Genomic DNA, 22,612 nt, shown 5'->3' with positions numbered 1-22,612 from the left:
TATGAACCCAAAAGATCTGTATCCTGAAATCGAACCTTATGACATGGGCTTTCTCTCTGTGGGGGATGGGCACGAGATCTATTGGGAGGTCTCTGGCAACCCTCAAGGCAAACCGGTGCTGTTTGTCCATGGTGGTCCGGGCGCTGGCACCGGGGCAGCGCATCGTCGATTTTTTGATCCTGCGCACTATCGCATTGTTTTGTTTGATCAGCGTGGCTGTGGAAAATCCTTGCCGCTGGGATCACTCGAAAATAACGATACGCCTCATCTGATTGCCGATATGGAACTTCTGCGCGAGAAACTGGCCATTGAAAGCTGGATTGTTTTTGGCGGATCATGGGGATCAACATTGTCATTGGCCTATGCACAGGCGCATCCCGAGCGCACAGATGCATTGGTTGTGCGTGGTATTTTCCTGTCTCGCCCCAAAGAGTTGGATTGGTATTTGAGCGAACAGGGTGTCGGGTCGATTTTTCCGGAAGCATATGAAGACTTTGTCTCTCTGTTAAGCGAAGAAGAGCGTGAAAATATTCTTGGGTCTTATTATAAACGTCTGACAGATCCCGATCCGTCGATCCATTTGCCCGCTGCCAAGTCGTGGAGCAGTTACGAAGCCAGTTGCGTGACACTTTTGCCCAACCCGGAAATTGTCAAAGCTTCTCTGGATGATCAGCGCGCGCTCCCGGTTGGTCGCCTGATCGCACACTATTTTGTCAATGGATGCTTTTTACCCGAAGGCGGTTTGCTGGGCGGGATTGATCGCATCAGAAATATTCCAGCGGTTATTGTTCATGGCCGCTATGATATCGTCTGTCCTGCATCAACGGCTTATGATCTGCACAAAGCCTGGCCCGAAGCGGAATTTAAATTTATTGATGATGCCGGGCATTCTGCCTTTGAGCCGGGGATCACCAAGGCATTGGTTGACGCCATGAATAAATTCCGCGCGCTTGGCTGATGAGTTTGCTTGATTCGGTTCGATGGATTTTCACCCTGTGATTTCGTATCTGGCGGCGTACTTGTCTCGATAAATTGACGGTTACATGATCTGTGCGCGTGCTAGTGAAGCTTTTGCGTGCAGACTGTTTTGGCGATGTAATCATGACGGGATGGGATGCGTTCGCGCCAATCGTGGCGATGAAAAGGCACGTCTGGATTAAGACACAGCGTGCTCTATTCTTTCTGTTCAAATCGCCATCTGTGAATCGCAGATTTACGGTGTTTCTCGTTACATCGGTAATAATTTAGAGTCTGAAATGTGAGGAGATAAAGGCAATAAGATCCTGTTTAAGTCACAGATATATCTAGCTTTTCTCACAACATTTTTTTGCTGGTTCAGTCCATGGTTTGCACTCTTGAAAACCGAAAGGACAAACTTATGGCGAAACCGAGTGATCTCGAACAATATCAACTTGAACTTATAAATCGTGCCCGTCTCGACCCCGAAGCCGAAGCGGCGAGGCTGGGTATTGACCTTAATCAGGGGCTACCACCGGGGCAGATTTCTGGTGATAGCAAACAGCCGCTGGCATTTAATGAGCAGCTGATTGATGCCGGGCGAGAGCATTCAGACTGGATGCTCAATACCAACACCTTCAGCCATACCGGAAGCGGCGGTAGTGATCCGGGGCAACGCATGCGCGCCGCAGGGTATAGCACCCGCAATTGGGGTGAGAATATCGCCTGGCAAGGATCAACAGGCGAGCTTGACAAGCCAGCAACAACCCTGAGCGAACACGAAGGGCTGTTTAAAAGCTCTGGTCACCGTACCAATTTGATGAGCGACAACTTCACCGAAGTTGGCCTGGGTGTGCGCGAAGGCGATTTCACTGCGCGTAATGGTGTTTCTTATAACGCTTTGATGACCACCCAGAATTTTTCTGATCAGGGCGGCGATAAATTTCTGACCGGCGTTGCCTATAAAGACAGTGATGGTGACGGCTTCTATTCCGTTGGTGAAGGCCGTGGCGACATTACGGTTAGCACAACGCCTGTCGCAGGTGGTGAGGCCCAAAACACTCAAACTTATGAAAGCGGCGGTTATCAGAAACAACTTGCCGATGGAGATTATAACGTTCGTTTCTCTGGTGGCGACCTGTCCAAGTCTGTTGCCGTAGCTGTTGCGCTGGCGGGGGAAAATGCCAAGGTTGATCTGGTCGGCGATGATGTTGTGCAAACATCGGTTAGCGCGACTGCGGGTGAAAATCTGATCGGAATTAATCTGCTGGGTCTTGATAACATCAATGCTACAGGAAACGAGCTGGATAATGTTCTTCAGGGCAACAAGGGCAACAATGTGCTTTCTGGCGCTGCGGGGGCAGATACCCTGAACGGTGGGGCAGGTGACGATACGCTCAAAGGCGGTGAGGGTAATGACACTGCGGTATACGACGGTAATGCCAGCGATTATGAAATCACGGAAACCGAAGACGGTCACCAAATTCGCGATCTTCGTGGTAAGGAAGGCACGGACAAGCTGATCAATGTTGAAGCTGTGAAGTTCAACGACCAGACCGTCCAGCTTTCCAATACTCAGCCTACTCCTACGCCGGAACCAACTCCTGAGCCAACGCCGGAACCAACTCCTGAGCCAACGCCGGAACCAACTCCTGAGCCAACACCGGAACCAACTCCTGAGCCAACACCGGAACCAACTCCTGAGCCAACACCGGAACCAACTCCTGAGCCAACACCGGAACCTACTCCTGAGCCAACACCGGAACCAACTCCTGAGCCGACGCCGGAACCTACTCCTGAGCCAACGCCGGAACCAACTCCTGAGCCGACACCGGAACCAACTCCTGAGCCAACGCCTGAGCCGACACCGGAACCAACTCCCGAGCCAACGCCGGAACCAACTCCCGAGCCGACACCGGAACCAACTCCCGAGCCGACACCGGAACCAACTCCTGAGCCAACACCGGAACCAACTCCCGAGCCAACGCCGGAACCCACACCAGAGCCAACACCAGAACCCACACCAGAACCAAGCCCGGTTACAGGTACCCGCGGTAATGACTATCTGATGGGTGAAGATGGTAATGACACCATCACTGGCCTGCGTGGTCAGGATATCCTCTGGGGACGTGGCGGTGATGACGATCTGTCTGGTGGCAGAGGTCGTGACTTCCTCTTTGGCGATGAAGGCAATGATACGCTGGATGGCGGTCGTGGTCTTGATCTGCTGATTGGTGGTGAAGGTGATGACATTCTCATCGGCGGCGATGGCACCGACTATCTGCTGGGCGGCGCGGGTGCAGATACCTTTATGGTGACTTCTGACCGCGGTGTTGACTATATCTTTGACTTCAATGCGGACGAAGGCGATGTGATCAATGTTGCTGATCTCTTAGGCGATGTTGGCTACGAAGCAGGTGTTGAGGGTGATCCTCTTGAAAACTACCTGCGTGTCGATGGTAATAACCTGTTAGTCAACAATGGTGATGGCCCATCCTGTGGCGCAGACAGCGGTTGGGACCGCGTTGCAACCGCTGACTTTGGTGGTCAGAGCCTGCAGGATCTGTTGGATAACAACAGCATCATCACTGAAACAACAACTGTCTAAACGTGATCCCAAACTTGATTGTGTAATGATCTAAAAAACATAGCGATTTCAATTTCCTTCTACGCCTTGTTTTATGGTGGACCGCAAAGCGGGAAGTGTAACTTCACTACACAAGCAAATCAGCACCGCCAGGGGATGGTGAAGTGAGTAGGAAAAGCAATATGAGATCGCTATAGGGAAACTCCCAAAGGCACCCTGTCAGTAATGTGCCTTAACTCCCGACCCCGGTAGCCCAAAACTGCCGGGGTTCTTTTTATGGCTGCGCAAAAGGTGTGTTGCCTGTCATCAGATAGCACCTGAAAATGACAAAGAAGCCTGCATGGCCCCCTTGGCAGAAAAGAAACTCTCAACTATAAAAACACCCAGTGGTCCCGTAGCTCAGCAGGATAGAGCATCAGATTCCTAATCTGAGGGTCGCGCGTTCGAATCGCGCCGGGATCACCATTAAACTTATTTTTCTTTAAAACTTAAGTGCTTCTTGGATCTCATCTCTTGATTTCAAGATAGACCATGTCGTTAAAGCAGAAAGTGCATTAGTTTGTGCTGGATTAAGAGCTATTAATTGAAGACGCCGCTCTAAAAAAGTTCCATAATGTGGGAAATTTTTGAAATCTCTTTTGCCATTCACAAGGTCGCGATATTGTGTTGACGTGAAGCCAGATTTTCTAACTTCTTCTATCCAAGACTGTGCTCTGTCTAGATAATTCCAACATATCGTCGGCTTGTATTCTTCGTCATGTTTGATGTTATATACAGCATTGCTCTTTACTTTATATACTTTGCAGTAAGTTAGTGGAGCGCCTTTCGCCCGGTCTGCATTGAAAGCTTTGTAAATATTTTCAAGCTCTTCTTCACCGTTCTCAAAAACAACATTAAAAGGTTTCGCTTCGATTGGTCGGAACATTGCGATTAAGTCGTCAACGAGGACTTCGCCATATATTTCCTTTGTTCGGGGTGTATTTAATCTATCTTTTAGGAAGTTATTTGTTGGGCATAAATTATCAAATTCGCTTTTGTCCTCTATGTTGAGGCATTCATAAGGATTGAAAGGTTGAGGAGTGTTGATAAAGACCATTATTTTATCAACTTTACGGGCAAGCAGTGGCATTATACCTAAGTTGTCGAGATGTCCTCCATCGCCAAAGGTATATTCGTATGCCTTTGTAGGATCCTTATCCCCATCAGAGTCCGTATATTTCAAATCTGACAAACTTGACGAGATTGGCCAGTGTCGTAGTTCTGGGAAGCCTAAATCAAGTAAGCCCAATCCCGCCAACGTTTCTTGCGGTGCAGCACCGCTGATGCCAGCCATATCGGATAAGGTGAACTTGTATCGTGATTTTGATATATCAACGTTTACATATGGATCTGATGGATCTGATGGATCTGATTTTCGAGGCCTTTTTGAATCAAATGCAAATGAATCAATATAACCACCGCCGATATATCGGTGATGTGGTTCGATTTCAAGTTCAGGTTCAGGGTCTGGTTGATAAGGTCTTTTTTCAGGTATGCTCTTCTTTTTATTGTCAATTATGAAGCGTTCTTTAGGGCTTAACCCTCGTTCCCCATAAATTTTGTATTCAGCATCTTCCCCTTTCAATTTGTTGGATGACTTTATTAATCCTACTGTAATTCTCGCTTGAGAGGGGATGCCACTGTATAGAGGGGTCATCTCTACGTGATATATGTCATCTTTTAATTGGTCGTCGCGGGAAAATAATGTTCCCCCTACGATTAGATAAGGGCGATTATCTCGCTCGACAGTTATGAAGTCGTTTTCTGATAATTTCTCTTCTTCATTTCGTTCGATGATTTGATCTCGGCTGTCCGTATTCCACGTAAAAAATTTTGAACGATCATCTAAATCAAACTTACTTAAAAATATTCGACCAATTGTGCTACTGTAAGTCTCGTCACCACGGAGACTTAGTGCTTCGAATAAATAATAAGGAGCTATCATATTACTTGGTATGGTTGAAGCCATCATCCCATTGGGTTCGGCTTCTTTGCTTAACCATTCATCATTTAGTTGATCGGGTTTTAAATAGGCTCCTAAGAACTTATTATCTTCTTCATCATCATCTATCAATGAATGTTTAGGCAAGAAAGTATAAGGAATTGCTGTCCAAGACCCCCCCGAAACGGCTGCAATATAATCTACCTGCTTTATCCAACCTAGTTTGTGGAGAGCTCTTAGTTGGCCAATAGTTGCTGTTGCTGCTCTCGTTCCCCCTCCAGAAAAAGCAATGCCGACCGTTGTTTTGGATGATATTTTGGATCGCAATCCATCTTTATAATGCACTTCAGGATAATGCACTTCAGGGTATTGGGTGGGTTTAATATCAGATGTTTCCCAAACCTTTACAGTCAAATCTTCTAATCGTGACTCTGTGCACGCTCCAAGGATTAGTGTCGAGATTGTATATAGGATAGTACGGACAGGTCTTTTATGTTTAATATGTGGCATTATTGGCCCTATTAGTTCGTAATAATATACAAATTAACTAGGTGTGAATTTTGAAAGCCGATAGAAAACGGTAGACTCTCTATTGTAAAAAAAATTCCTAGCGTACAGTCTGTCAGCTATTCGGTATCTTCACCTAACCTGCGGCAAGAATTCTCAAGAAGTTGATCCCAAAATTTCCAATATTCTGAGGAGATAGTTAGGTTTGAGTTTTGGCGAGGGGCTTCATGGATTTTTTGTAAGAAATTGCGCATCTTTCAAATGTGCAGGGCAAAAATTATTAAGAATTACAACTTTACCTAAACCATTTCTCAGATGTTTCAGCGTGCTTTTTTTGCTCCCCTTTAGATCAATTTGTTTGTTTTTTTATGATCAGTATAAACATATTTTTAAAACTTAATCACCCGTAAAAAAATAATTATTATACTGTTATTCTCTGTATGCGAGTGGTGAGGGTTGCTTTTGGAGAGGTATTTTTCTACTGATTTGAGGATAAAACTCTAAATTTTTATAAATAAACTGAGAAGGTGAGAATATTTGAATTACTTCGATTGAGCCATAATGTTTAATGCGTCAATTTATCTGCATTATTATTTTGGAAACTGTTTAACGTTTCTAATTTAGTGAATTTCTATGATAGCTTGCCTTAATGTTACCTCTCTTCCCCACCAAACACCTTATCCAGAACAAACAGACTAAGTGCCACCGAAGGGCCGATCAAAACGGCGAATAGCACGGTGCCGAGGCCGACGACACCGCCGAGGGACCAGCCGGCGATTACGGCGGTTAGCTCTATACCGCTTCTGATCCATGCGATGGGAAGGTTGGTTTGTTGCTGTAACCCGGTCATCAGGCCGTCTCTTGGCCCCGGTCCTAAATTGGCGATCAGGTAAATACCGCTGCCCAACCCTGTTACCAGAATGCCCAGAAGGGTGAGCAAGATTTGGAATATATAGGCATCAGGTGTCGGAATGTAGGGCAGGGCGAATTCCAGCACGAGGGCGATAATAATGGCGTTCAGGATGGTACCGATACCCGGCACCTGTTTGAGTGGCCACCAGAGGATCAGCACGGTTATACTGACGATAAAGGTTGATAGACCGATGCTCCAGCCCGCCTGTTGACTGACGCCCTGTGCAAGGACTGTCCAGGGGCTTACGCCTGTTCCCGCCGCGATCAGAAGGGCTTCGCCAAGGCCAAATATTATCAGGCCGACAACCAACAAGATTACGGTGATAAGGTCAGGCCGCAAATTCAATGGCTTTGGCGAACTCCATGACAGGGTGGGGACACCCTTGACAGAAAGGAACGAGAGGCGGGGAAAGATTTTCATAAGAGTTTTAGTACCACAAATTACGCATATAGAGGTTTTGCATCACAGTTCCCTTTATCATAGGCCGCGCATAAAGGGAGAACGGCGCAAGTGGGTTTGCTCTTTAGCCGCAGTAATAATATCCAACAGTTTGTTCCGGTCCTTGGGCAGATTGCCCGCCAGTGGCAAACAGTTCGATGCATGGTTAGAACGGAAAATAACTGGCTTTGGCGGGTCCAGAAGCTTGAGTAGCTGTTCCTGTTCCTGAAGGATGGCATCATCATCTTGAAATTCAAACCCGGCTTCCTGCTCTGCCATGAACTCATCGATGGCGCCTTCATCGAGGGTGAGTTGCAAGGTTGAGAGATAGGTCGGCGGATGCTCGTTGATCAGTTGTGCCGTACTCGCAATATGATCTTTCCAGCCCGCCTGTCCTGCAAGCCCGAGGATCACCGTGGCGGATACTTTCAAGCCAGCCGCGGTGGCATTATCCAATGCCATGCCATGGGTCTTGTGCGAGGCACCTTTGATCACACGCTTGAGGACCTGTGTCGAGCCTGATTCGATGCCCATATATACGAGACTGAGTTTCATCGCTTTAAGCTCGCGTAACTCATCAACAGATTTGTCGATCAGGTTTTTCGGCGTGGCATAGGCCGATACCCTTGTCAGTTCGGGGAATGTTTCGTGGAGCTTGTTTAAGATCGCGCGCAGATTATCCATCGACAGGGTGAGTGCATCACCATCAGCAAGGAAGACACGGCTTGCCGTGGGCCATTCTTGCGCCGCTTGATCAATATCTGCGAAGACCTGGTCCAGCGGTCTTGCCCGGTATGTTTTGGTCTTGTACATGGAACAAAAGGTACAGTAATTCGCAGAGCACCCAAGCGTTGCCTGTATGATCAGGTTGTTCCCTTCACTCGGAGGGCGATAGAGCGGCATATCGTAATAGATGGTTCTTCCTCCAAGGTGTGGGCGTTAAAGGTCGATTTCATAGTTGGACAGGTGATGTACTGTAAATTCACCCGACAAACTCATACGTATGGGGTGTTTAGTCAAGTTTGTTGATGTTTGATGGGCATAGGAGAAAGCTTTTGTGTGATGGCTCCAAATTTATGCTAAATCGAAAGGATGCAGTATTACCCCTGTAAATAAGGTGGCTGTGATATTATATTGAGCTGTGCTTGGATATTCAGCTGTGGTTGGCTGATTTAAATGAGTTACAGTTAAGCGATGAATGATACTTCCAGATCGTCCAGAAATTCACCTGATAGCAATTCTAAAGTGTTTATTACGACATCGGTCGATAAGCTATACCGCTCTGATGCTTTTCAACAAGGCTACGAGGATTATCGTCGTGGCTTGCCGTTTGATTATCCCAAACGCTGTAAAGGCCCAAACCCCAGTCGTAAAAGTGCTGAGCTTGCATATGAAACAGGTCGGCAATTTGCGGCTTGGCTGGGGCCAAATTTTTACCGGTCCAACCTGATTTGCCTGCGATCCAAGTTTTCCGAGGCGATAGAGTCCAAAAGTATTGTTTTATAGCGATATCAATCTGCAGGACTTACGTGGAAGCTTTCCCTTGTATGCTATAGAGCATCACCATATTTACCTGCTCACCATCTGGCGACAGGGGAACAAAAATTGTTTCATCCCGGACCATGACATCGTTTGAATTTGGTATATCCGAATTGTCATAGGCGATGCCCTTGGTATCAATGACATGGCCGTAATTGCCCCAAGTATCTTCCCATGTATTTGCATGAAAATTATCCTTCACAGCCTCACCTGTCGGGTCTTTCCCCCGGACAGCGACTTCTTTTGTCCCGACGAGGCGATAAGTGAGTTCTTTGTTTTTGCTATTCACATCGACCAGCGTGATTCCGGGTAAAAATTCAACCATCTCGATTGGGTCGAAATCACTTCGGGCGGGAATGGTGTTGTCTTTGCATTTAGATTTCCACATTTCATAGAATGCGGCAATCCGTTGATCACATTGTTCGAGAAAACTCTCATCAAAAACCCGGGCGTTAAATTTCATAGGTTTTGTCATTCAAAAGTGCTTTCAAAAATGTACTTAAAGTGATGAGAGAGGGGATTAAATTTTAGATGCCCTGGAAAGATAGGTTTAAAAAGGTTGATAATATATATTCTATAAAACCGAAACCGTTTTGTGAAAGCCGAAGGTCAGGTTTTAGATTTATAGGTGTCTCGGGTTATTCATGATTTATTCCGGGCATAGCAAGCGGATGCCTTACTTGGAAGGTTCTCTCTGGATGCTGTAAAGCATAACCATGTTCACGTTCTTCCCATCTGGGGCTAAGGGAACAAATATCGTTTCATCGCCAACTATAATACCGTTCGCATTTGGCATATCCAGATCATCGAAGACTATGCCTAGATTATTGATGGCATGACTATAATTTTCCCAAGTATCTTCCCAGGTTGTTGCGTGGAAATGTTCCTGCACACTATCACCAGTGGGATCTTTGCCGCGAACGGCGACTTCGTTTGTGCCGACCAGTCTATACATCAGGCTTTGAGTATCTTTGTCGACATCAACCAGAGTTATGCCAGGCAAAAACTCAACCATCTCAATTGGGTCAAAATCAGCTCGGGAGGGGATGGTGTCATCTTTGCACTTTGATTTCCACATTTGATAGAATGCAGCAATTCGCACATCACATCGATCTAAAAAACTCTCGTCAAAACCCCGAGTATAAAACTTTATAGGCTTTGCCATTAAAAACTACTCTCAAACATTAAGCCAAAGGATGGCGGACAAATATCAAACCAAAGTGTAATGGGGGTAAGTTGTCATTCCCGACCAAGAGCATGGTGGAAAGAAGTTAAATATATATTCAGAAACCAATTTTTTTTGAGGAATGCTGATTAACAGTTGATGCACTCTTCACTTCACGCTTTGATGGGGGCCAGAAATTTAAGACCATAAACACGTAACGGTCAGATAATATTGGTGGTTGTTAGGCAATGGATGAAGAACTCAAAACAGCAGAAGCCCTAATCAATAAGGGAATTGAATTTGGGGTGGCTTATGGTTTCCAGATACTAGGGGCCATTATTGTTCTTATCATCGGCTTGAAAATTGCGGGCTGGATCGGTGGTAAGGTTACAGGACTTTGTTTGCGCAAAGAGTTTGATCAGACATTGTCGGGTTTTATCGGCAATATTGTCAAAGTTGTCCTGGTTGCTTTTGTAATCATTATTACCCTCGGCAATTTCGGGATCAGTACGGCACCGTTGATTGCGTTGGCGGGTGCTGGCGCTTTTGGTGCTACCTTGGCGATACAGGGACCTTTGTCCAACTATGGCGCAGGGCTTTCTATTATCCTCACGCGGCCTTTTACCATTGGCGATACCATTATCGTCAAAGGGGGCAGCGGTGTCGTGCATGAAGTCAAGCTGGCCTATACTCAATTGATCGGGGAAGACAAGGAGCTCATTACGATCCCGAACAAGCGGATTGTCGGCGAAGTCATTACCAATTCTCACCGCAACCGGATTGTAGAAACACGCATTCCTCTTGCCGGTTCTGTGGATGCAGATCGCGCGATTGAGGTGTTGCGAAATGTTTTAGAGAAGGATGATCTGGTTCCGAGTGAGCCGCGGGCACAGATCGGTGTGCATGACTTCACTTATGGTGGTGTTGTCATTGGCCTGCGCTATTGGGTGCCCAGCCAGTGTTATTATCAAGAACGGTACCGGGTAAACACAGCCTTGTTGAGCGCGCTTAAGACTGAAAAGATAGAGTTACTTTCTGGCGGGACTGCGATTGCCGTGAGCGATACCACAGCTGACTTTGAAGAGATGTATTAAACCAAATCCCAGTGACTTTCTGGGGCACCTTTCCTGGGTTATCTAGCTCTTGGTTGAAGGCTGCGTATCAGAATCAGATAGCTGGTCGATCTTGTTTTCCAGGACATCAAAACGGTTGATAAGAGTCTGGAGATCATCATGTGTGATGTTTGCCATTTCTGTTATCTTTTCGTCGGTGTCGCTTTCGTGTGATGTCTGCATGGCATCAACAATAATACCGATAAAGAGATTCAAGACTGCAAAGCTGGTTATGATGATAAAGGGAATAAAGAAAATCCAGGAATGGGGGAAAATTTCCATTGTTGGACGAACAATCCCCATGGACCAGCTTTCCAACGTCATAATCTGAAAGAGGGTATAAGCCGAGGATGAAACCGACCCGAACCATTCCTGCATGTTGGGATCGGGGTGTTGGCCAAAAAGCTTGGTGGTCAGAACTGCGGCCACGTAAAAGACGATGGAAAGCACGCCTACGACAGAAAGCATACCGGGAATAGAAGCAACGATTGCCCCGATGACCCGACGCATCTGCGGAATTACGGAAATCAACCTCAAAACACGCAGAATACGCAAGGCACGCAAGACTGCCAAAGCACCACTGGCTGGAACCCAAGCGATTGTGACAATGAGCAGATCAAAAATATTCCAACCAGACTTAAAGAAGCCTAATCGATAGGTGTAAAATTTTAAAGCGAGCTCCAGAGAAAAAATAACCAAGATAATCTTATCGACCCAATGGAGAAGTTCTGTCTGGAAAGGTGTTAGGCTGGAGTTGGTTTCTAGTCCTAATGTGACGGCATTGATCAAAATGAGAATGGTGATTACCCAAGTAAAGGTGTTGCCTTCTAAAACCACACGCAACGCTTTATTGGGAAGACTATTACTAGTCAACTCTTTTGAGGAGCTAATTGTTGCCTGGTCTTGAGTCGCTTTTTCCATCGTCATACTGATATCGTGCTTACCTTGTTATTACGCAATTTTCATTGTTTTCATTTCTGAGGCTCATTAATTAACGCAGGAAACCTATTGGTCAAGAGGGACATACTGAAAAGAATTCTTTAGCGAGGGAAAAGGTAATCGGGTATTCAGTTCCCATATTTTCAAACAGGGGCATGTTTTTTTGACCAAAATGTGTTAGGAGAAGGTGCAATAAGAAAAATAACACTATAATTACATATGATTGAAATCATTGTTTCATAAGAAATAGCACTCCACCATAGATTATAAGATCTGTCAGATCCATTGGTGCAAAAGGGCAGTGGGGGTAGTTTCGGTAATGTTAGCGTTCGGTAACCCCGAAGAGGAGCTCGGGGTAGAGTTTGAGGTTGAAGAATTTGTTCTTGGTCGGGGGACTGGTGATCAAAGCTATGTTATGCGTACGCTTGCGCCACGCTTTGTTGCCAAGGTTTATTCCGATAAAAACGCTCGTGCTAATGTAGGTCAAAATTCCAGCTCAAATTCCAGCTCAAATTCCAGCTCAAATTCCAGTGAAAACACCAAGAAAAACGAAACCAGGATTTCTGATGTTGTCTGGTGGGATGCCGAACCTTCCGCTAAAGAGATCGATGATTTACTTTCAAAAGCTTTGGTTTCAGTTCTGGAAATTGAAAAACAACAAAAGAATGAAATAAAGCAAAAGGTTAGGGATGCTCTAATTTTGGCGGAAGAGCGTTTTGATATCGAACGCCATAACTTCCGTGATATTGGGGAGCGCCTGGAAGCGCAGGCTGAAGAACTGGCGGTTATTGCCGAAGAGCAGCAACTGAATATTCAAAAGAGAATAGAAGCTGAAAACGCTTTACGTTTGTCCGAAGAACGCCTTCACGTCCAGGTTTCCGAGTTGATCGATAGTGAAGAACGGATGGCAACGCAGGCCCAGGAAATGGTTTGGCTTGCCGAGGATTTACAAGCCGCAGAACAGAAGATGAAGTTTCTGGCCAACCACGACGCGCTGACGTTGTTGCCAAGCCGCCGCCTTTGTTTGAAATACCTCAAGGATATTCTTGCAGAAGACAGAACTGCTGGCGAGAAAACGGCGGTCTTCTTTATAGATCTTGATGGTTTTAAAGCGATTAACGACACTCTGGGCCATGAAGCAGGGGATGCCATTCTGGTCGGGGTCGCTGATCGCATTCGCGCTATTTTAGCTCCTGAAGATATGGCTGCGCGTATAGGCGGAGATGAATTTATTATTCTGTTAAAGGAAGTGACCAGTCGGGATGGGGTTAAAGAGCTTGCCGAAACCTTGATAGAGCAGCTGAATGTTCCTTTTGTTCTTGATGATACAGAAGCCAGAGTTGGTGCTTCTATCGGGATTGCCTTCTCACTTGATGACGGAACAACGCCAGAACAGCTCTTGAACTGTGCTGATCAATCCATGTATGCAATTAAGAAAAAGGGTAAGAATAACTTTGGGTTTTTCTCTGATCTTTAAAATATCTGTAAAGATCAGTGCCAGGTCTTAAGTGCTTTTTATTAATTCAATTCAACGTAGATCAAGTAAACAAACAGGCTCCGCTTTTTGAGTGGAGCCTGTTTGTTTAAGTTTTTTTGCTGGAAATTACACCCCTAGAAGGTACCTCCCCGAAAATTAACTCTCTCGTACTGTGGACAGGAAGCTTTGGACTTCGGTACGCAGGTTCTCGGCCATGGACTGCATTTCACGAGATGATTGCAGAAGATTGTTTGCTTCAGCGCTGACTTGTGAAGATGCTTTGGTAACAACTTCAACATTGCTTGATACCTCTTGCGTACCTGCGGCGGCTTTCTGCACCGAGTTTGAAATTTCTTGCGTTGCGGCCCCTTGTTCTTCAATCGCAGCTGCAATTGCGTTGGCAAATTCGTTCATGCGTTCGATCGTTGAGCTGATGTTGGTGATTTCTTGCACCGATTGGCTACTTGCCCCCTGAATGCCATCAACCTGCGTCTGGATGTCTCCAGTTGCTTGATCGGTTTGGTTTGCGAGTGTTTTAACTTCAGAGGCAACAACGGCAAAACCTTTGCCAGCATCTCCTGCTCTTGCTGCTTCAATTGTTGCATTAAGAGCCAACAGGTTGGTTTGACCCGCAACATCTGAAATCAACTTCACAACTTCGCCAATACGTTGGGCGGCACCAGCAAGCTCTGTAACTGTTCCATTGGTTCGGTTAACGCCATCGACGGCTTCTGCCGTTACTTGAATAGATTGGGTAACCTGGACGCCAATTTCTCGGATGGCAGCAGAAAGTTCTTCTGTTGCTGCGGCCACGGTTTGCACGTTTTGACTGGTTTCAATGGCGGCGTTTGAAACGGCTTGGGTTCGTACATTGGACTCTTCGGCACTCGCCGTTAGCTGGCTGGCAACGTCCTGGGTATTGCTGGATGCCTGAACAACGGTTTCAACAATGGACAGGACAGACTGTTCAAATGAATCTGCCATTTTGTTCAGGGTTTCCCGGCGGTCACGCGCATGCCGTTCGGTTGATTCTTTGTTTTCTTGTGCTAAGCGTCCCATTTCTATGGCGTTGGTTTTGAAAACATTAACTGCAGCTGCCATTGAACCGATTTCGTCTTTTCGTTCTTGCCCGGGAATGTTGACATCAAGGTTACCACTGGCAAGGTTTGTCATTGAATCTGTCATCGCAATAACAGGCTTTGATACCCACAATCTGACGAGAACACCAAGGAGACCCATGATAGCAAGCACAGCAATAGCGGCTGTGATGATCGACGTTAACCTGAAATTGGAAAGCTCTTCAAAGGCAGCATTTCTGTCAATTGCTAATCCAAGATACCAATTCACGCTTGGGAGCCCTTCAACTTTAAAGAATGCGAAAATTTGATCTGAAGAACCTTCGGCAAAGTTTTGCATTTCTGTGGAAAGTACTGGTGTTTCTTCGGGATAAACTTCTCCAACTGGTTTTAGTGTCCATTGTTTATCCGGGTGTATTAGAACTGTGCCCTGATCGTTAATCAGAAAAGCATACCCAATACCGCCAAGATCAACACTTCGAATTAAATCTACTATGGTCGTTATTTCAATGTCCCCTCCAGCAACACCTAATAAGGCACTGTTATCTTGTACGGGGCTAGCCATAGTTACAATAAGATTACCGCTGAAAGCATCGACATATGGTTCTGTTAGAAAGCTGGCTTGAGTTTGCTTTGTACCTATATACCAAGGTCGTTTTCTGGGGTCGTAATCTTCGGGTAGAGGGTCATCGGGAAACAAAGTCATATCTCCCTCGTTGTTACCAAAATATGTAGATAAGAAAGCGGTTTTTAGTATTTCCTTATTAATCGTTTCCCAAGCGGTCTCATTTGTCGGTGATGATTGAATGTTTTCGGCTATGTTTTCGATAAGAAGTTGTCGTCCGCTCATCCAGTTGGAAATACCATTTGTTGCTAAATGACCTGTTTCAATCACTTTTGATTTCAATGATGAGCGAATTTCATTACTTTGATGAATATCAAAATAAAGAATAAAAGCGGAAAAAGTGACAACAACAATCAAGGCTGCTGCTGCTAAAATTCTGCTTCCTATATTAAAAGACATAGCTCCAGTCTCCTTTTGATCAATTTTTATTGACCTTTGTTTAATGACCCGGACCTATTATTTCTTGAATGTATAAAAAAAGTGATAAAATTTTAAAATTTATAAAGGAATACTTTCCTATGGAAAATGCAAATCTGTGTAATTTATTTGCTCAGGAGGATAGGAGCTGTGACTTTATGGTTCATAGTCCTTGTGCAAAATTCTCTCTTTCAGTTGAAAACGGGGCGGAGTACTCTTTTGGTGTTATGCTTATTTGATCTCAATATAATCCGTTATTAACGCATAAAAGATGCCCAATAGATACCAGCCACATCAGATTGTTAGGGAATAAAATGTTCAAAGCGCTCGTTGTTGATAAATCCGAAGAAGGTGTTGTTCGTTCTGAAGTCAAAGAACTGGAAAATAATAGTCTTCCTGTTGATGGCAATGTGACTGTGGCGGTGGAGTACTCTACTGTTAATTACAAAGATGGTCTTTGTATCACGGGCAACGGCGGTCTGGTTCGGAACTATCCCCATGTTCCGGGTATAGATTTTGCCGGAACGGTCGAAGAGTCTGATGATGATCGTTATAAAGTCGGTGACAAAGTAGTGCTAACCGGATGGCGCGTTGGTGAAGCCTGGTGGGGTGGCTATGCGCAAAAAGCACGTGTGAAGGCTGACTGGTTGGTGCCCTTACCTGATGGTTTGAGCACAAAGCAGGCGATGGCCGTGGGAACAGCAGGCTTTACGGCAATGCTGGCCGTAATGGCACTTGAAGATCATGGATTGAAACCGGATCAGGGTGATGTGCTTGTTACGGGGGCTGCTGGTGGGGTTGGTTCCATCGCTACGTCTATTTTGGCAAGCCTCGGCTATAGCGTTGCCGGTGTTACGGGGCGTCCAGATACAGCGGATTACCTCAAAGAGCTTGGAGCAAGCAGGATCGTCGCCCGGGATGAGTTGAATGAAGTCGTGAAGCGCCCGCTTGAGAGCGAAACATGGGCTGGTTGTGTTGATGCTGTTGGCGGGGCGATGCTGGCTCGTGTCCTTGGCCAGATGAAGTATGGTGCTTCGGTCTCTGCTGTTGGCCTTGCAGGAGGCGCAGCGCTACCTGCCACGGTTATTCCTTTCCTTCTTCGCGGTGTGAACCTCTTGGGAATTGATTCGGTCATGCAGCCTTTTGTAAATCGTCAAAGAGCGTGGCAACGTGTTGTTTCTGATCTACCACTGGGAAAGCTGGAAAAGATGGTACAGCATGCAACCCTCAACGATTTGCCTGATCTAGGGGCTGCCATTCTGAAGGGAGCTGTTCAGGGGCGCGTTGTTGTCGATGTTAACGGATAGGCCTGAAGCTGCCTTTTTTGACGTTTTAACGCCTGATGATGTGCCTGCGATCTATACCTTGGTTGAAAGCTTGGGCTGGACTCATGTCGTTAAAGATCTCGAAATTATGCTACAGGTTTCGGTTTTTCTCGGTGTTCGGGATAGCTGTGGCGGTATCATCGCTACTGGTGCTATTTTCCCCTATGGAGATGATCTAGCATCAATCGGGATGATTATGGTGAACCCAGGTCATCAAAGACGTGGATATGGTCGTGCTGTGATGGAAGCTTTGCATAGTCATGAAGCTGCACAGGGAAGAGTATTGTGCCTGATTGCAACAGAAGAGGGCGAGCCGCTCTATAGGAAGTGTGGTTATGAGGTCGCTGGCCGGATCAGAAAATTTTTTGGTTCTCCAGAGCAGTTTTTAAGTAGAGATTCTGAACCTGTTCTTCCTAATGTAACCTTACGGGCTATGTACAAAAATGACCTAGAGAATATTATCCGTTTGGATGCGAAGGCACTTGGTGCAAGTCGACACGGGTTATTGGAACAGAGATATCTTCAAGCCGATTACGCTATTGTTGTTGAGGATAAACAGGGCGAGATTATCGGGTTTACGCTTGCTAGCCCCCAACGTGAACAGCATCATTTGGGGCCAATGATTGCACCAGACAGTGAAACAGCATTGGCAATGATTAGGTATGTGGCAGAGCGTTCAGAGAAAGAATTGAGAATTGACGTGCCAGAAAAACAGGTCGAGTTACATAGTCGTCTACCTGATCTGGGATTTACCTTGATTGCAAACCCACCAGCCATGATTCGGTCACCTGAAGTGGTCCATCCGACCACAATAACCCTAAAGAGCTATTCCTCTTTAGGGGCATCGATTTATCCGGGATGCCGCGAGCTTTATTGGTCGATCATGAGCCAGGCCTACGCTTGATTTTTTTTCGTGCCCCAAATCATAGTCCTAGAACATTGTGTTGATAATGAGAAGAGGCTCAAAGCACAAAAAACAAAGACTGTGAAACAATGTGTTTACACAGTCTTTGATCTTATTAGGACTTCAGTATGTATTTTCGGTAGCAACATGAGAGGTGGTGCCCTGGCTGGTGGTGGTGGCGCTGGTCGATCATGGGATATTTCTGATAGCTCGACCCAATTATCCGCTATAGCAAAACGAGTTTGGTATAGGAAGGGATCATTGACGGGTAGAGGAGCAAGGGTTACCGAAGCCAATGAGCAAGCTGGGCACGATAGGTCCAGCGTACTTTCGATTGGTTGGCCATCATCTTCAGAGTTTAGTGAAAGAACTCTGAGCCCGGTCGGTGTACAGATAACAAAAACATCTTCTGAGTTGATATCCGGATTTTGTGGCGGGTTAGCCCAACTCTGTTCCAGCGGAATAAGGATTTGCAAGCATAGAGATATCATTGCTGTGAACGCAAAAAACGCGCGACGGGACAAAAAGCGGGGTGAGAAGCCGCTCTTTTTTGTCGTTGCTCTTTTTACGTTTTTTCTCACGCGATGCTCTGTGCTTAATGTTGTCGTAGTTGGTCTGAAAATGAGAGAGAAAAGATCGTTCAATCAGTCAAAAATCATTTTCACCTGTGATTTTAAGCAATATTGAGTAACAAACATTGATATTGATCAAATGCGCGAACATCTTCTGGTATTATGAGGCTGTTTCTGCGTAAAACGATTGCTATAACTGTCAGTAAGCCTATTTCGTGAGTTAATGTGTTGAAAGATAATACTAAGTCTGTGCTTTGCATTGGTGCAGCCCATTGGGATGTGCGCTCTGAATGTCACACAGCGATCCGACAGGGAACGTCAAACCCGGTCACTGTTTCTCGTTATCCCGGCGGGGTTGCTCATAATGTGGCAATGAATCTCAACAGACTTGGTGTTGAGGCAGGACTGTTGAGCTATTGGGGGCAGGATGTGGCCGGTGATGCCTTGGAGCAGCAGTTTATTGCGCAGGGACTCGATGTTTTAGCTTTACCTAGATCAAAGACCTTTTCAACAGCAACCTACACGGCTGTTCTACAGCCCGGCGGTGAATTGGCCTTTGGTTTGGCTGATATGGAAATCTATGACCATGTCAGCCCAGAGATGTTTGCCGGACTTAAGGACCGTATGGCTTCTTATCCAATCTTGTTCATCGATACGAACATGCCTGTTTCTGCGCTAGAAGCTCTATCCAGTCAATGTGGTCCTGATCAATTTCTGGCTGCAGATGCTGTTTCTGTCGCAAAGGCTACAAAGCTTAACTCTATTCTGCAGCATTTGGATATTCTGTTTTGTAATGTGGATGAAGCAAGTGAGCTGGTCGGGCTGACAATCGTATCAGAAGAGGACATTGTCAAAGCGGGTTCTGTACTTGCACGCAAAGGCGCAAAAGCAGTTGTGATTTCTGCGGGGATGAAAGGTGCTTATATTTTCGAAGGTGAAGATTTTAAACATGTTCCGGCGATTGAAGTCGAAATTACGGATGTAACTGGTGCCGGTGATTCGTTAATTGCCGGTACTCTTAGCGGCATAGCCGAAGGGTACAAACCGGATGTTGCCCTGAAGCGGGGCATTAATGCAGCAAGTATCACCGTAAAAGATCAAGGCGCGACATCTGCGAACTTGCGGGATCTTTCTTTGGGCGTTATTGGCTCTTGAACTCTTAAAATAAACTATTGGTAAAAGCATGAATCCGAAATTGGAAAAACACCTGAATATTGCCCCCGAAGTTGCGAATGCCCTTGCTGAGGGAAAAGCTGTCGTTGCATTGGAATCAACTATTATTGCACATGGTATGCCCTATCCTAAGAATGTGGAAACGGCTCGCGAGGTAGAAGATCTGATTCGTGCGCAAGGCGCAGTACCGGCAACAATTGCTGTGCTTGACGGTGTTATCCGTATCGGCCTGGACGAAGCTGCGTTGGAAAAGCTGGGCAAGGCCGAGAATGTTGCGAAACTATCCCGTCGGGATCTGCCATTGATCGTTGCGCAAAAGGGTGACGGCGCTACAACTGTTGCGGCAACGATGATTTGTGCGGCAATGGCTGGCATTTCTGTTTTTGCCACGGGGGGTATCGGGGGTGTTCATCGGGGTGCAGAAAACGATTTTGATATCTCTGCCGATTTGGAAGAACTGGCAAAGACACCTGTGGCTGTCATTTGTGCCGGGGCTAAATCTATTTTGGACTTACCAAAAACACTTGAATTTCTGGAAACCAGAGGTGTTCCTGTTGTTGGCTATCAAACAAAGCAGTTTCCAGCATTCTATTGCCGTGATTCCGGTTTGGATGCTCCTTTGACGGCGAATACGGCAAGCGAGATTGCCGGTATGCTGGCGGTACAACAGGACCTTGGCTATCAGGGGGGCGCTGTGATTGCGAACCCAATTCCTGAAAGCCATGCTATGGATAAAGCGGAAATGGATGGCGTCATTGCGTCTGCATTGGACAGCGCGACAAAAGACGGCATTTTTGGCAAGGAAATTACCCCTTATCTATTAGGAAAAATTGTTGAATTGACCAAGGGACGTAGTTTGGAATCCAATATAGCGCTTGTGAAAAATAATGCGGTATTGGCTGCTAATATTGCAAAGGATTTGAGCGCTTTAAGCTAACAAATGCGCTAAAATTATATAGCGCCATACGTCTTAATTGAAGGGTGGCGTTATTTTTTTATTGAATTTTGAACGGTGTTCACTATTCTATAGTTGTAACTTTAACAGGAAGAAAGAAGTCTTAACAGATGGCACGACGTGTTGATCATAGTCCTGATGAATTGAAAGTAATGATTCTTGATGCCGCTGAAGATTTAGTCATGGCCGGCGGAGTATCAGAACTTTCCGCCCGAAAGATTGCGCAAAAAATCGGCTATGCTCCAGGGACGATTTATAACGTTTATACAAATATTGACGAACTTATACTTATCCTGAACGGCAAAACCCTAGAACGGTTATATGATCACCTATCCATGGTTCGATTAGACGGCGAAGCGGACATTGGTTCTGCTAACGAAAACCTAGAAAAACTCTTAATTGGTTATCTCGCGTTCATTGATGAGAATAGAAGTCTGTGGCGCCTGCTTTTTGATCATGTGCCTTCCAGCGAAGATGACTTACCTGAATGGTATAATCAAAGAGTTTTGAAGTTACTAAGTGTCATTGATCAGGTTTTGCTTCCTCTTTTGTCCGGGAGGGGAGCAGAAGAACGAAGGGATGTGTCTGCAACGCTTTGGGCGAGCTTGCATGGTATTATTTCACTTGCAGACAAAAAGAAGCTGGATGTGGTTATAAGCCGATCCTCACACGATGTTTGTAGCTTGTTGATAACAACTTTCCTGAACGGTCTTAAAGATCATGCTGATTTTACGGGAAAAATCCAATGATTGACAATATTGAAAAATATCTGCGACAGGGTATGGAATTTGCAACTGAGAATTTGCGGACAAGCAGTGGCGCGCCTCTTAATATTCAAATGCCAACTTTGGGGGGCAAGCAATTCTGGCGTGATGAATTTATCTATGCCAGTTGGCGCATCCAGTTCAATCTTTACAGTGGGCACTTTCGTTTACTTGATCCCGATGACAAGCGTCAGGCATGGGGGACGTTTGAAGACTGCTTTTCTGTCTTTGAACATTATAAAGTTCAGAAACAAGTTGTGCCTCCAGTCCATCCGGAAACTGATGGCGTACATTTATTGGTGATGGTTCACGGCATCACGCGTTCAGGCGATACCTTCCAGAAGATGAAGCGTGCCTTTGCGGATGAAAGCTATGAAGTCGCTGCAATTACCTACCCCTCAACCAGAGCTTATATTCATGAGCATGCTGATCAGTTGGCACGAATTCTGTCCCATAGGAATGATATTAAAGCAGTATCTTTTATTACCCATTCTCTGGGCGGATTGGTTGTCAGGCAACTTCTGGCTAACCTGACATCATGGAAAGCAAGGGTAAATATTGAGCGCTTGCTTATGATTGCCCCGCCAAATCAGGGTTCTGCTATTGCAGAATGGGTCAAGCAACTAGCTTTGTATAAGCTTATCTATGGAAAGTCCGGGCAGGAATTGGTGCCTGAGTTTGCACAAAAAATACCAATGCCTGAATGTGAAACTGGAATTATTGCTGGGGGTAAGTCAGATGGGGAAGGCTATAATCCGTTATTGCCCGGTGACGATGACGGTGTGGTTTCTGTTTCAGAGGCTCGTATGTTGGGATGTGATCAGGTACTTGTTTTGCCCGGATTGCACTCGTCCTTGTGTGACAGAAATACAGTGGTGGCTGCGGCCCTTCGATATTTTAGGACGGGTGAGTTGATTGACCAAAATATTGAAAACGGAGTTCTTTAATAATGACAATAGCTATTCTTGTTTGGCTGGTTCTCCTCTTGCGACGAAACACATCGGGCAATAAATCTAAACGCGTACAGTTGATTCTTCTTAAGATAAGAAGAGGCAAAAGATCATTACTCCTGAAAGTAAGAATACAATTCTCTCGATTCATTAACGATCTGTGTTTGTCTAATATTGGAAGAGACCTCAGCAAAACTCTACAGCGGTTACGTTCATTATAAAATTATGAGTTGATC

19 protein-coding genes and 1 tRNA gene are annotated in these 22,612 nt (G+C 45.7%); 12 read left to right on the top strand and 8 right to left on the bottom strand.

Going from position 1 to position 22,612, the window contains the following annotated elements:
* Window position 1 precedes the first annotated feature (1 nt).
* The 3 genes from pip (at window position 2) to WH96_RS03315 (ending at window position 4,009) form a co-directional block, all read left to right on the top strand.
* Window positions 2-958: a prolyl aminopeptidase gene (gene pip / locus WH96_RS03325; protein ID WP_204248100.1), complete on the top strand. Its 957-nt coding sequence runs from the start codon at window positions 2-4 to the stop codon at window positions 956-958.
* A gap of 420 nt (window positions 959-1,378) precedes the next feature.
* Window positions 1,379-3,565 (top strand): CAP domain-containing protein, encoded by a 2,187-nt coding sequence (locus WH96_RS22635; RefSeq protein WP_047762647.1) that lies wholly within the window; start codon window positions 1,379-1,381, stop codon window positions 3,563-3,565.
* A gap of 367 nt (window positions 3,566-3,932) precedes the next feature.
* Window positions 3,933-4,009 (top strand) — tRNA-Arg (locus WH96_RS03315).
* A 16-nt stretch (window positions 4,010-4,025) separates the two neighbouring features.
* Here WH96_RS03315 and WH96_RS03310 read toward each other — a convergent pair.
* From WH96_RS03310 to WH96_RS03300, 3 genes are all read right to left on the bottom strand, one after another.
* Window positions 4,026-5,939: a patatin-like phospholipase family protein gene (locus WH96_RS03310; RefSeq protein WP_204248099.1), complete on the bottom strand. Its 1,914-nt coding sequence runs from the start codon at window positions 5,937-5,939 to the stop codon at window positions 4,026-4,028.
* A gap of 745 nt (window positions 5,940-6,684) precedes the next feature.
* Window positions 6,685-7,290, bottom strand: coding sequence for a membrane protein YczE (gene yczE, locus WH96_RS03305; protein WP_245629409.1), 606 nt, complete (start codon window positions 7,288-7,290; stop codon window positions 6,685-6,687).
* Window positions 7,291-7,422: 132 nt separating this feature from the next.
* On the bottom strand, window positions 7,423-8,286 hold the full coding sequence (locus WH96_RS03300; RefSeq protein ID WP_047762644.1) for a radical SAM protein: 864 nt from the start codon (window positions 8,284-8,286) through the stop codon (window positions 7,423-7,425).
* Between the two features lie 291 nt (window positions 8,287-8,577).
* Between WH96_RS03300 and WH96_RS03295 the strand changes: the two genes are divergently transcribed.
* Window positions 8,578-8,889, top strand: coding sequence for a hypothetical protein (locus WH96_RS03295; RefSeq protein ID WP_156176678.1), 312 nt, complete (start codon window positions 8,578-8,580; stop codon window positions 8,887-8,889).
* A 19-nt stretch (window positions 8,890-8,908) separates the two neighbouring features.
* On the opposite strand, the gene WH96_RS21050 is transcribed toward WH96_RS03295, so the two are convergent.
* Together WH96_RS21050 and WH96_RS03285 are read right to left on the bottom strand one after the other, a co-directional pair.
* Window positions 8,909-9,397, bottom strand: coding sequence for a PAS domain-containing protein (locus tag WH96_RS21050; protein WP_053005619.1), 489 nt, complete (start codon window positions 9,395-9,397; stop codon window positions 8,909-8,911).
* 201 nt (window positions 9,398-9,598) lie between these two features.
* Entirely contained in the window at window positions 9,599-10,087 is a 489-nt protein-coding gene (locus tag WH96_RS03285) for a PAS domain-containing protein (protein ID WP_047762642.1), read from the bottom strand.
* Between the two features lie 248 nt (window positions 10,088-10,335).
* Between WH96_RS03285 and WH96_RS03280 the strand changes: the two genes are divergently transcribed.
* Entirely contained in the window at window positions 10,336-11,181 is an 846-nt protein-coding gene (locus tag WH96_RS03280) for a mechanosensitive ion channel family protein (RefSeq protein ID WP_047762641.1), read from the top strand.
* Between the two features lie 42 nt (window positions 11,182-11,223).
* On the opposite strand, the gene WH96_RS03275 is transcribed toward WH96_RS03280, so the two are convergent.
* Window positions 11,224-12,126 carry an ion transporter gene (locus tag WH96_RS03275; RefSeq protein ID WP_218044991.1) on the bottom strand — a complete coding sequence of 301 codons (903 nt, stop codon included), beginning with the start codon at window positions 12,124-12,126 and terminating at the stop codon, window positions 11,224-11,226.
* A gap of 331 nt (window positions 12,127-12,457) precedes the next feature.
* Here WH96_RS03275 and WH96_RS21045 point away from each other — a divergent pair, with 331 nt between their 5' ends.
* Window positions 12,458-13,615 carry a GGDEF domain-containing protein gene (locus tag WH96_RS21045; protein ID WP_053005617.1) on the top strand — a complete coding sequence of 386 codons (1,158 nt, stop codon included), beginning with the start codon at window positions 12,458-12,460 and terminating at the stop codon, window positions 13,613-13,615.
* A gap of 156 nt (window positions 13,616-13,771) precedes the next feature.
* On the opposite strand, the gene WH96_RS03265 is transcribed toward WH96_RS21045, so the two are convergent.
* Window positions 13,772-15,715, bottom strand: a complete 1,944-nt coding sequence (locus tag WH96_RS03265) for a methyl-accepting chemotaxis protein (RefSeq protein WP_047762640.1) — start codon at window positions 15,713-15,715, stop codon at window positions 13,772-13,774.
* A 332-nt stretch (window positions 15,716-16,047) separates the two neighbouring features.
* Here WH96_RS03265 and acuI point away from each other — a divergent pair, with 332 nt between their 5' ends.
* Together acuI and WH96_RS03250 are read left to right on the top strand one after the other, a co-directional pair.
* Window positions 16,048-17,040, top strand: a complete 993-nt coding sequence (gene acuI / locus WH96_RS03255) for an acryloyl-CoA reductase (RefSeq protein WP_047762638.1) — start codon at window positions 16,048-16,050, stop codon at window positions 17,038-17,040.
* On the top strand, window positions 17,027-17,962 hold the full coding sequence (locus WH96_RS03250; protein WP_047762637.1) for a GNAT family N-acetyltransferase: 936 nt from the start codon (window positions 17,027-17,029) through the stop codon (window positions 17,960-17,962). The genes acuI and WH96_RS03250 overlap by 14 nt, the downstream gene beginning before the upstream one ends.
* 95 nt (window positions 17,963-18,057) lie before the next feature.
* Here WH96_RS03250 and WH96_RS22740 read toward each other — a convergent pair whose 3' ends face one another.
* On the bottom strand, window positions 18,058-18,453 hold the full coding sequence (locus WH96_RS22740) for a DUF2946 family protein (RefSeq protein ID WP_407060093.1): 396 nt from the start codon (window positions 18,451-18,453) through the stop codon (window positions 18,058-18,060).
* A 309-nt stretch (window positions 18,454-18,762) separates the two neighbouring features.
* Between WH96_RS22740 and WH96_RS03240 the strand changes: the two genes are divergently transcribed.
* From WH96_RS03240 to WH96_RS03225, 4 genes are all read left to right on the top strand, one after another.
* A complete protein-coding gene (locus WH96_RS03240) occupies window positions 18,763-19,689 on the top strand; it encodes a carbohydrate kinase family protein (RefSeq protein WP_162200107.1) in 927 nt (308 codons plus the stop codon).
* A gap of 28 nt (window positions 19,690-19,717) precedes the next feature.
* Window positions 19,718-20,644, top strand: coding sequence for a pseudouridine-5'-phosphate glycosidase (locus WH96_RS03235; protein ID WP_047762634.1), 927 nt, complete (start codon window positions 19,718-19,720; stop codon window positions 20,642-20,644).
* A gap of 128 nt (window positions 20,645-20,772) precedes the next feature.
* A complete protein-coding gene (locus WH96_RS03230) occupies window positions 20,773-21,411 on the top strand; it encodes a TetR/AcrR family transcriptional regulator (RefSeq protein ID WP_047762633.1) in 639 nt (212 codons plus the stop codon).
* Complete coding sequence (locus WH96_RS03225) at window positions 21,408-22,373, top strand: DUF7379 domain-containing protein (protein ID WP_047762632.1); 966 nt, start codon at window positions 21,408-21,410, stop codon at window positions 22,371-22,373. Before WH96_RS03230 ends, WH96_RS03225 begins: the two co-directional genes overlap by 4 nt.
* Window positions 22,374-22,612: the final 239 nt, after the last annotated feature.

Source organism: Kiloniella spongiae, from assembly GCF_001026905.1.
In the GTDB taxonomy this organism is placed as follows: domain Bacteria; phylum Pseudomonadota; class Alphaproteobacteria; order Kiloniellales; family Kiloniellaceae; genus Kiloniella; species Kiloniella spongiae.
The sequence above is the reverse complement of the archived record's forward strand: the minus strand, read 5'-3'. Positions and strand labels throughout refer to the sequence as shown.

Excerpts from the sequence above, each read along its gene's own strand:
- pip (WP_204248100.1), top strand. The coding sequence starts at position 2 with ATGAACCCAAAAGATCTGTATCCTGAAATCGAACCTTATGACATGGGC.
- WH96_RS22635 (WP_047762647.1), top strand. The coding sequence starts at position 1,379 with ATGGCGAAACCGAGTGATCTCGAACAATATCAACTTGAACTTATAAAT.
- WH96_RS03300 (WP_047762644.1), bottom strand. The coding sequence starts at position 8,286 with ATGCCGCTCTATCGCCCTCCGAGTGAAGGGAACAACCTGATCATACAG.
- WH96_RS03295 (WP_156176678.1), top strand. The coding sequence starts at position 8,578 with ATGAATGATACTTCCAGATCGTCCAGAAATTCACCTGATAGCAATTCT.
- WH96_RS21050 (WP_053005619.1), bottom strand. The coding sequence starts at position 9,397 with ATGACAAAACCTATGAAATTTAACGCCCGGGTTTTTGATGAGAGTTTT.
- WH96_RS03285 (WP_047762642.1), bottom strand. The coding sequence starts at position 10,087 with ATGGCAAAGCCTATAAAGTTTTATACTCGGGGTTTTGACGAGAGTTTT.
- WH96_RS03280 (WP_047762641.1), top strand. The coding sequence starts at position 10,336 with ATGGATGAAGAACTCAAAACAGCAGAAGCCCTAATCAATAAGGGAATT.
- WH96_RS03275 (WP_218044991.1), bottom strand. The coding sequence starts at position 12,126 with ATGACGATGGAAAAAGCGACTCAAGACCAGGCAACAATTAGCTCCTCA.
- WH96_RS21045 (WP_053005617.1), top strand. The coding sequence starts at position 12,458 with ATGTTAGCGTTCGGTAACCCCGAAGAGGAGCTCGGGGTAGAGTTTGAG.
- WH96_RS03265 (WP_047762640.1), bottom strand. The coding sequence starts at position 15,715 with ATGTCTTTTAATATAGGAAGCAGAATTTTAGCAGCAGCAGCCTTGATT.
- acuI (WP_047762638.1), top strand. The coding sequence starts at position 16,048 with ATGTTCAAAGCGCTCGTTGTTGATAAATCCGAAGAAGGTGTTGTTCGT.
- WH96_RS03250 (WP_047762637.1), top strand. The coding sequence starts at position 17,027 with ATGTTAACGGATAGGCCTGAAGCTGCCTTTTTTGACGTTTTAACGCCT.
- WH96_RS22740 (WP_407060093.1), bottom strand. The coding sequence starts at position 18,453 with ATGATATCTCTATGCTTGCAAATCCTTATTCCGCTGGAACAGAGTTGG.
- WH96_RS03235 (WP_047762634.1), top strand. The coding sequence starts at position 19,718 with ATGAATCCGAAATTGGAAAAACACCTGAATATTGCCCCCGAAGTTGCG.
- WH96_RS03230 (WP_047762633.1), top strand. The coding sequence starts at position 20,773 with ATGGCACGACGTGTTGATCATAGTCCTGATGAATTGAAAGTAATGATT.
- WH96_RS03225 (WP_047762632.1), top strand. The coding sequence starts at position 21,408 with ATGATTGACAATATTGAAAAATATCTGCGACAGGGTATGGAATTTGCA.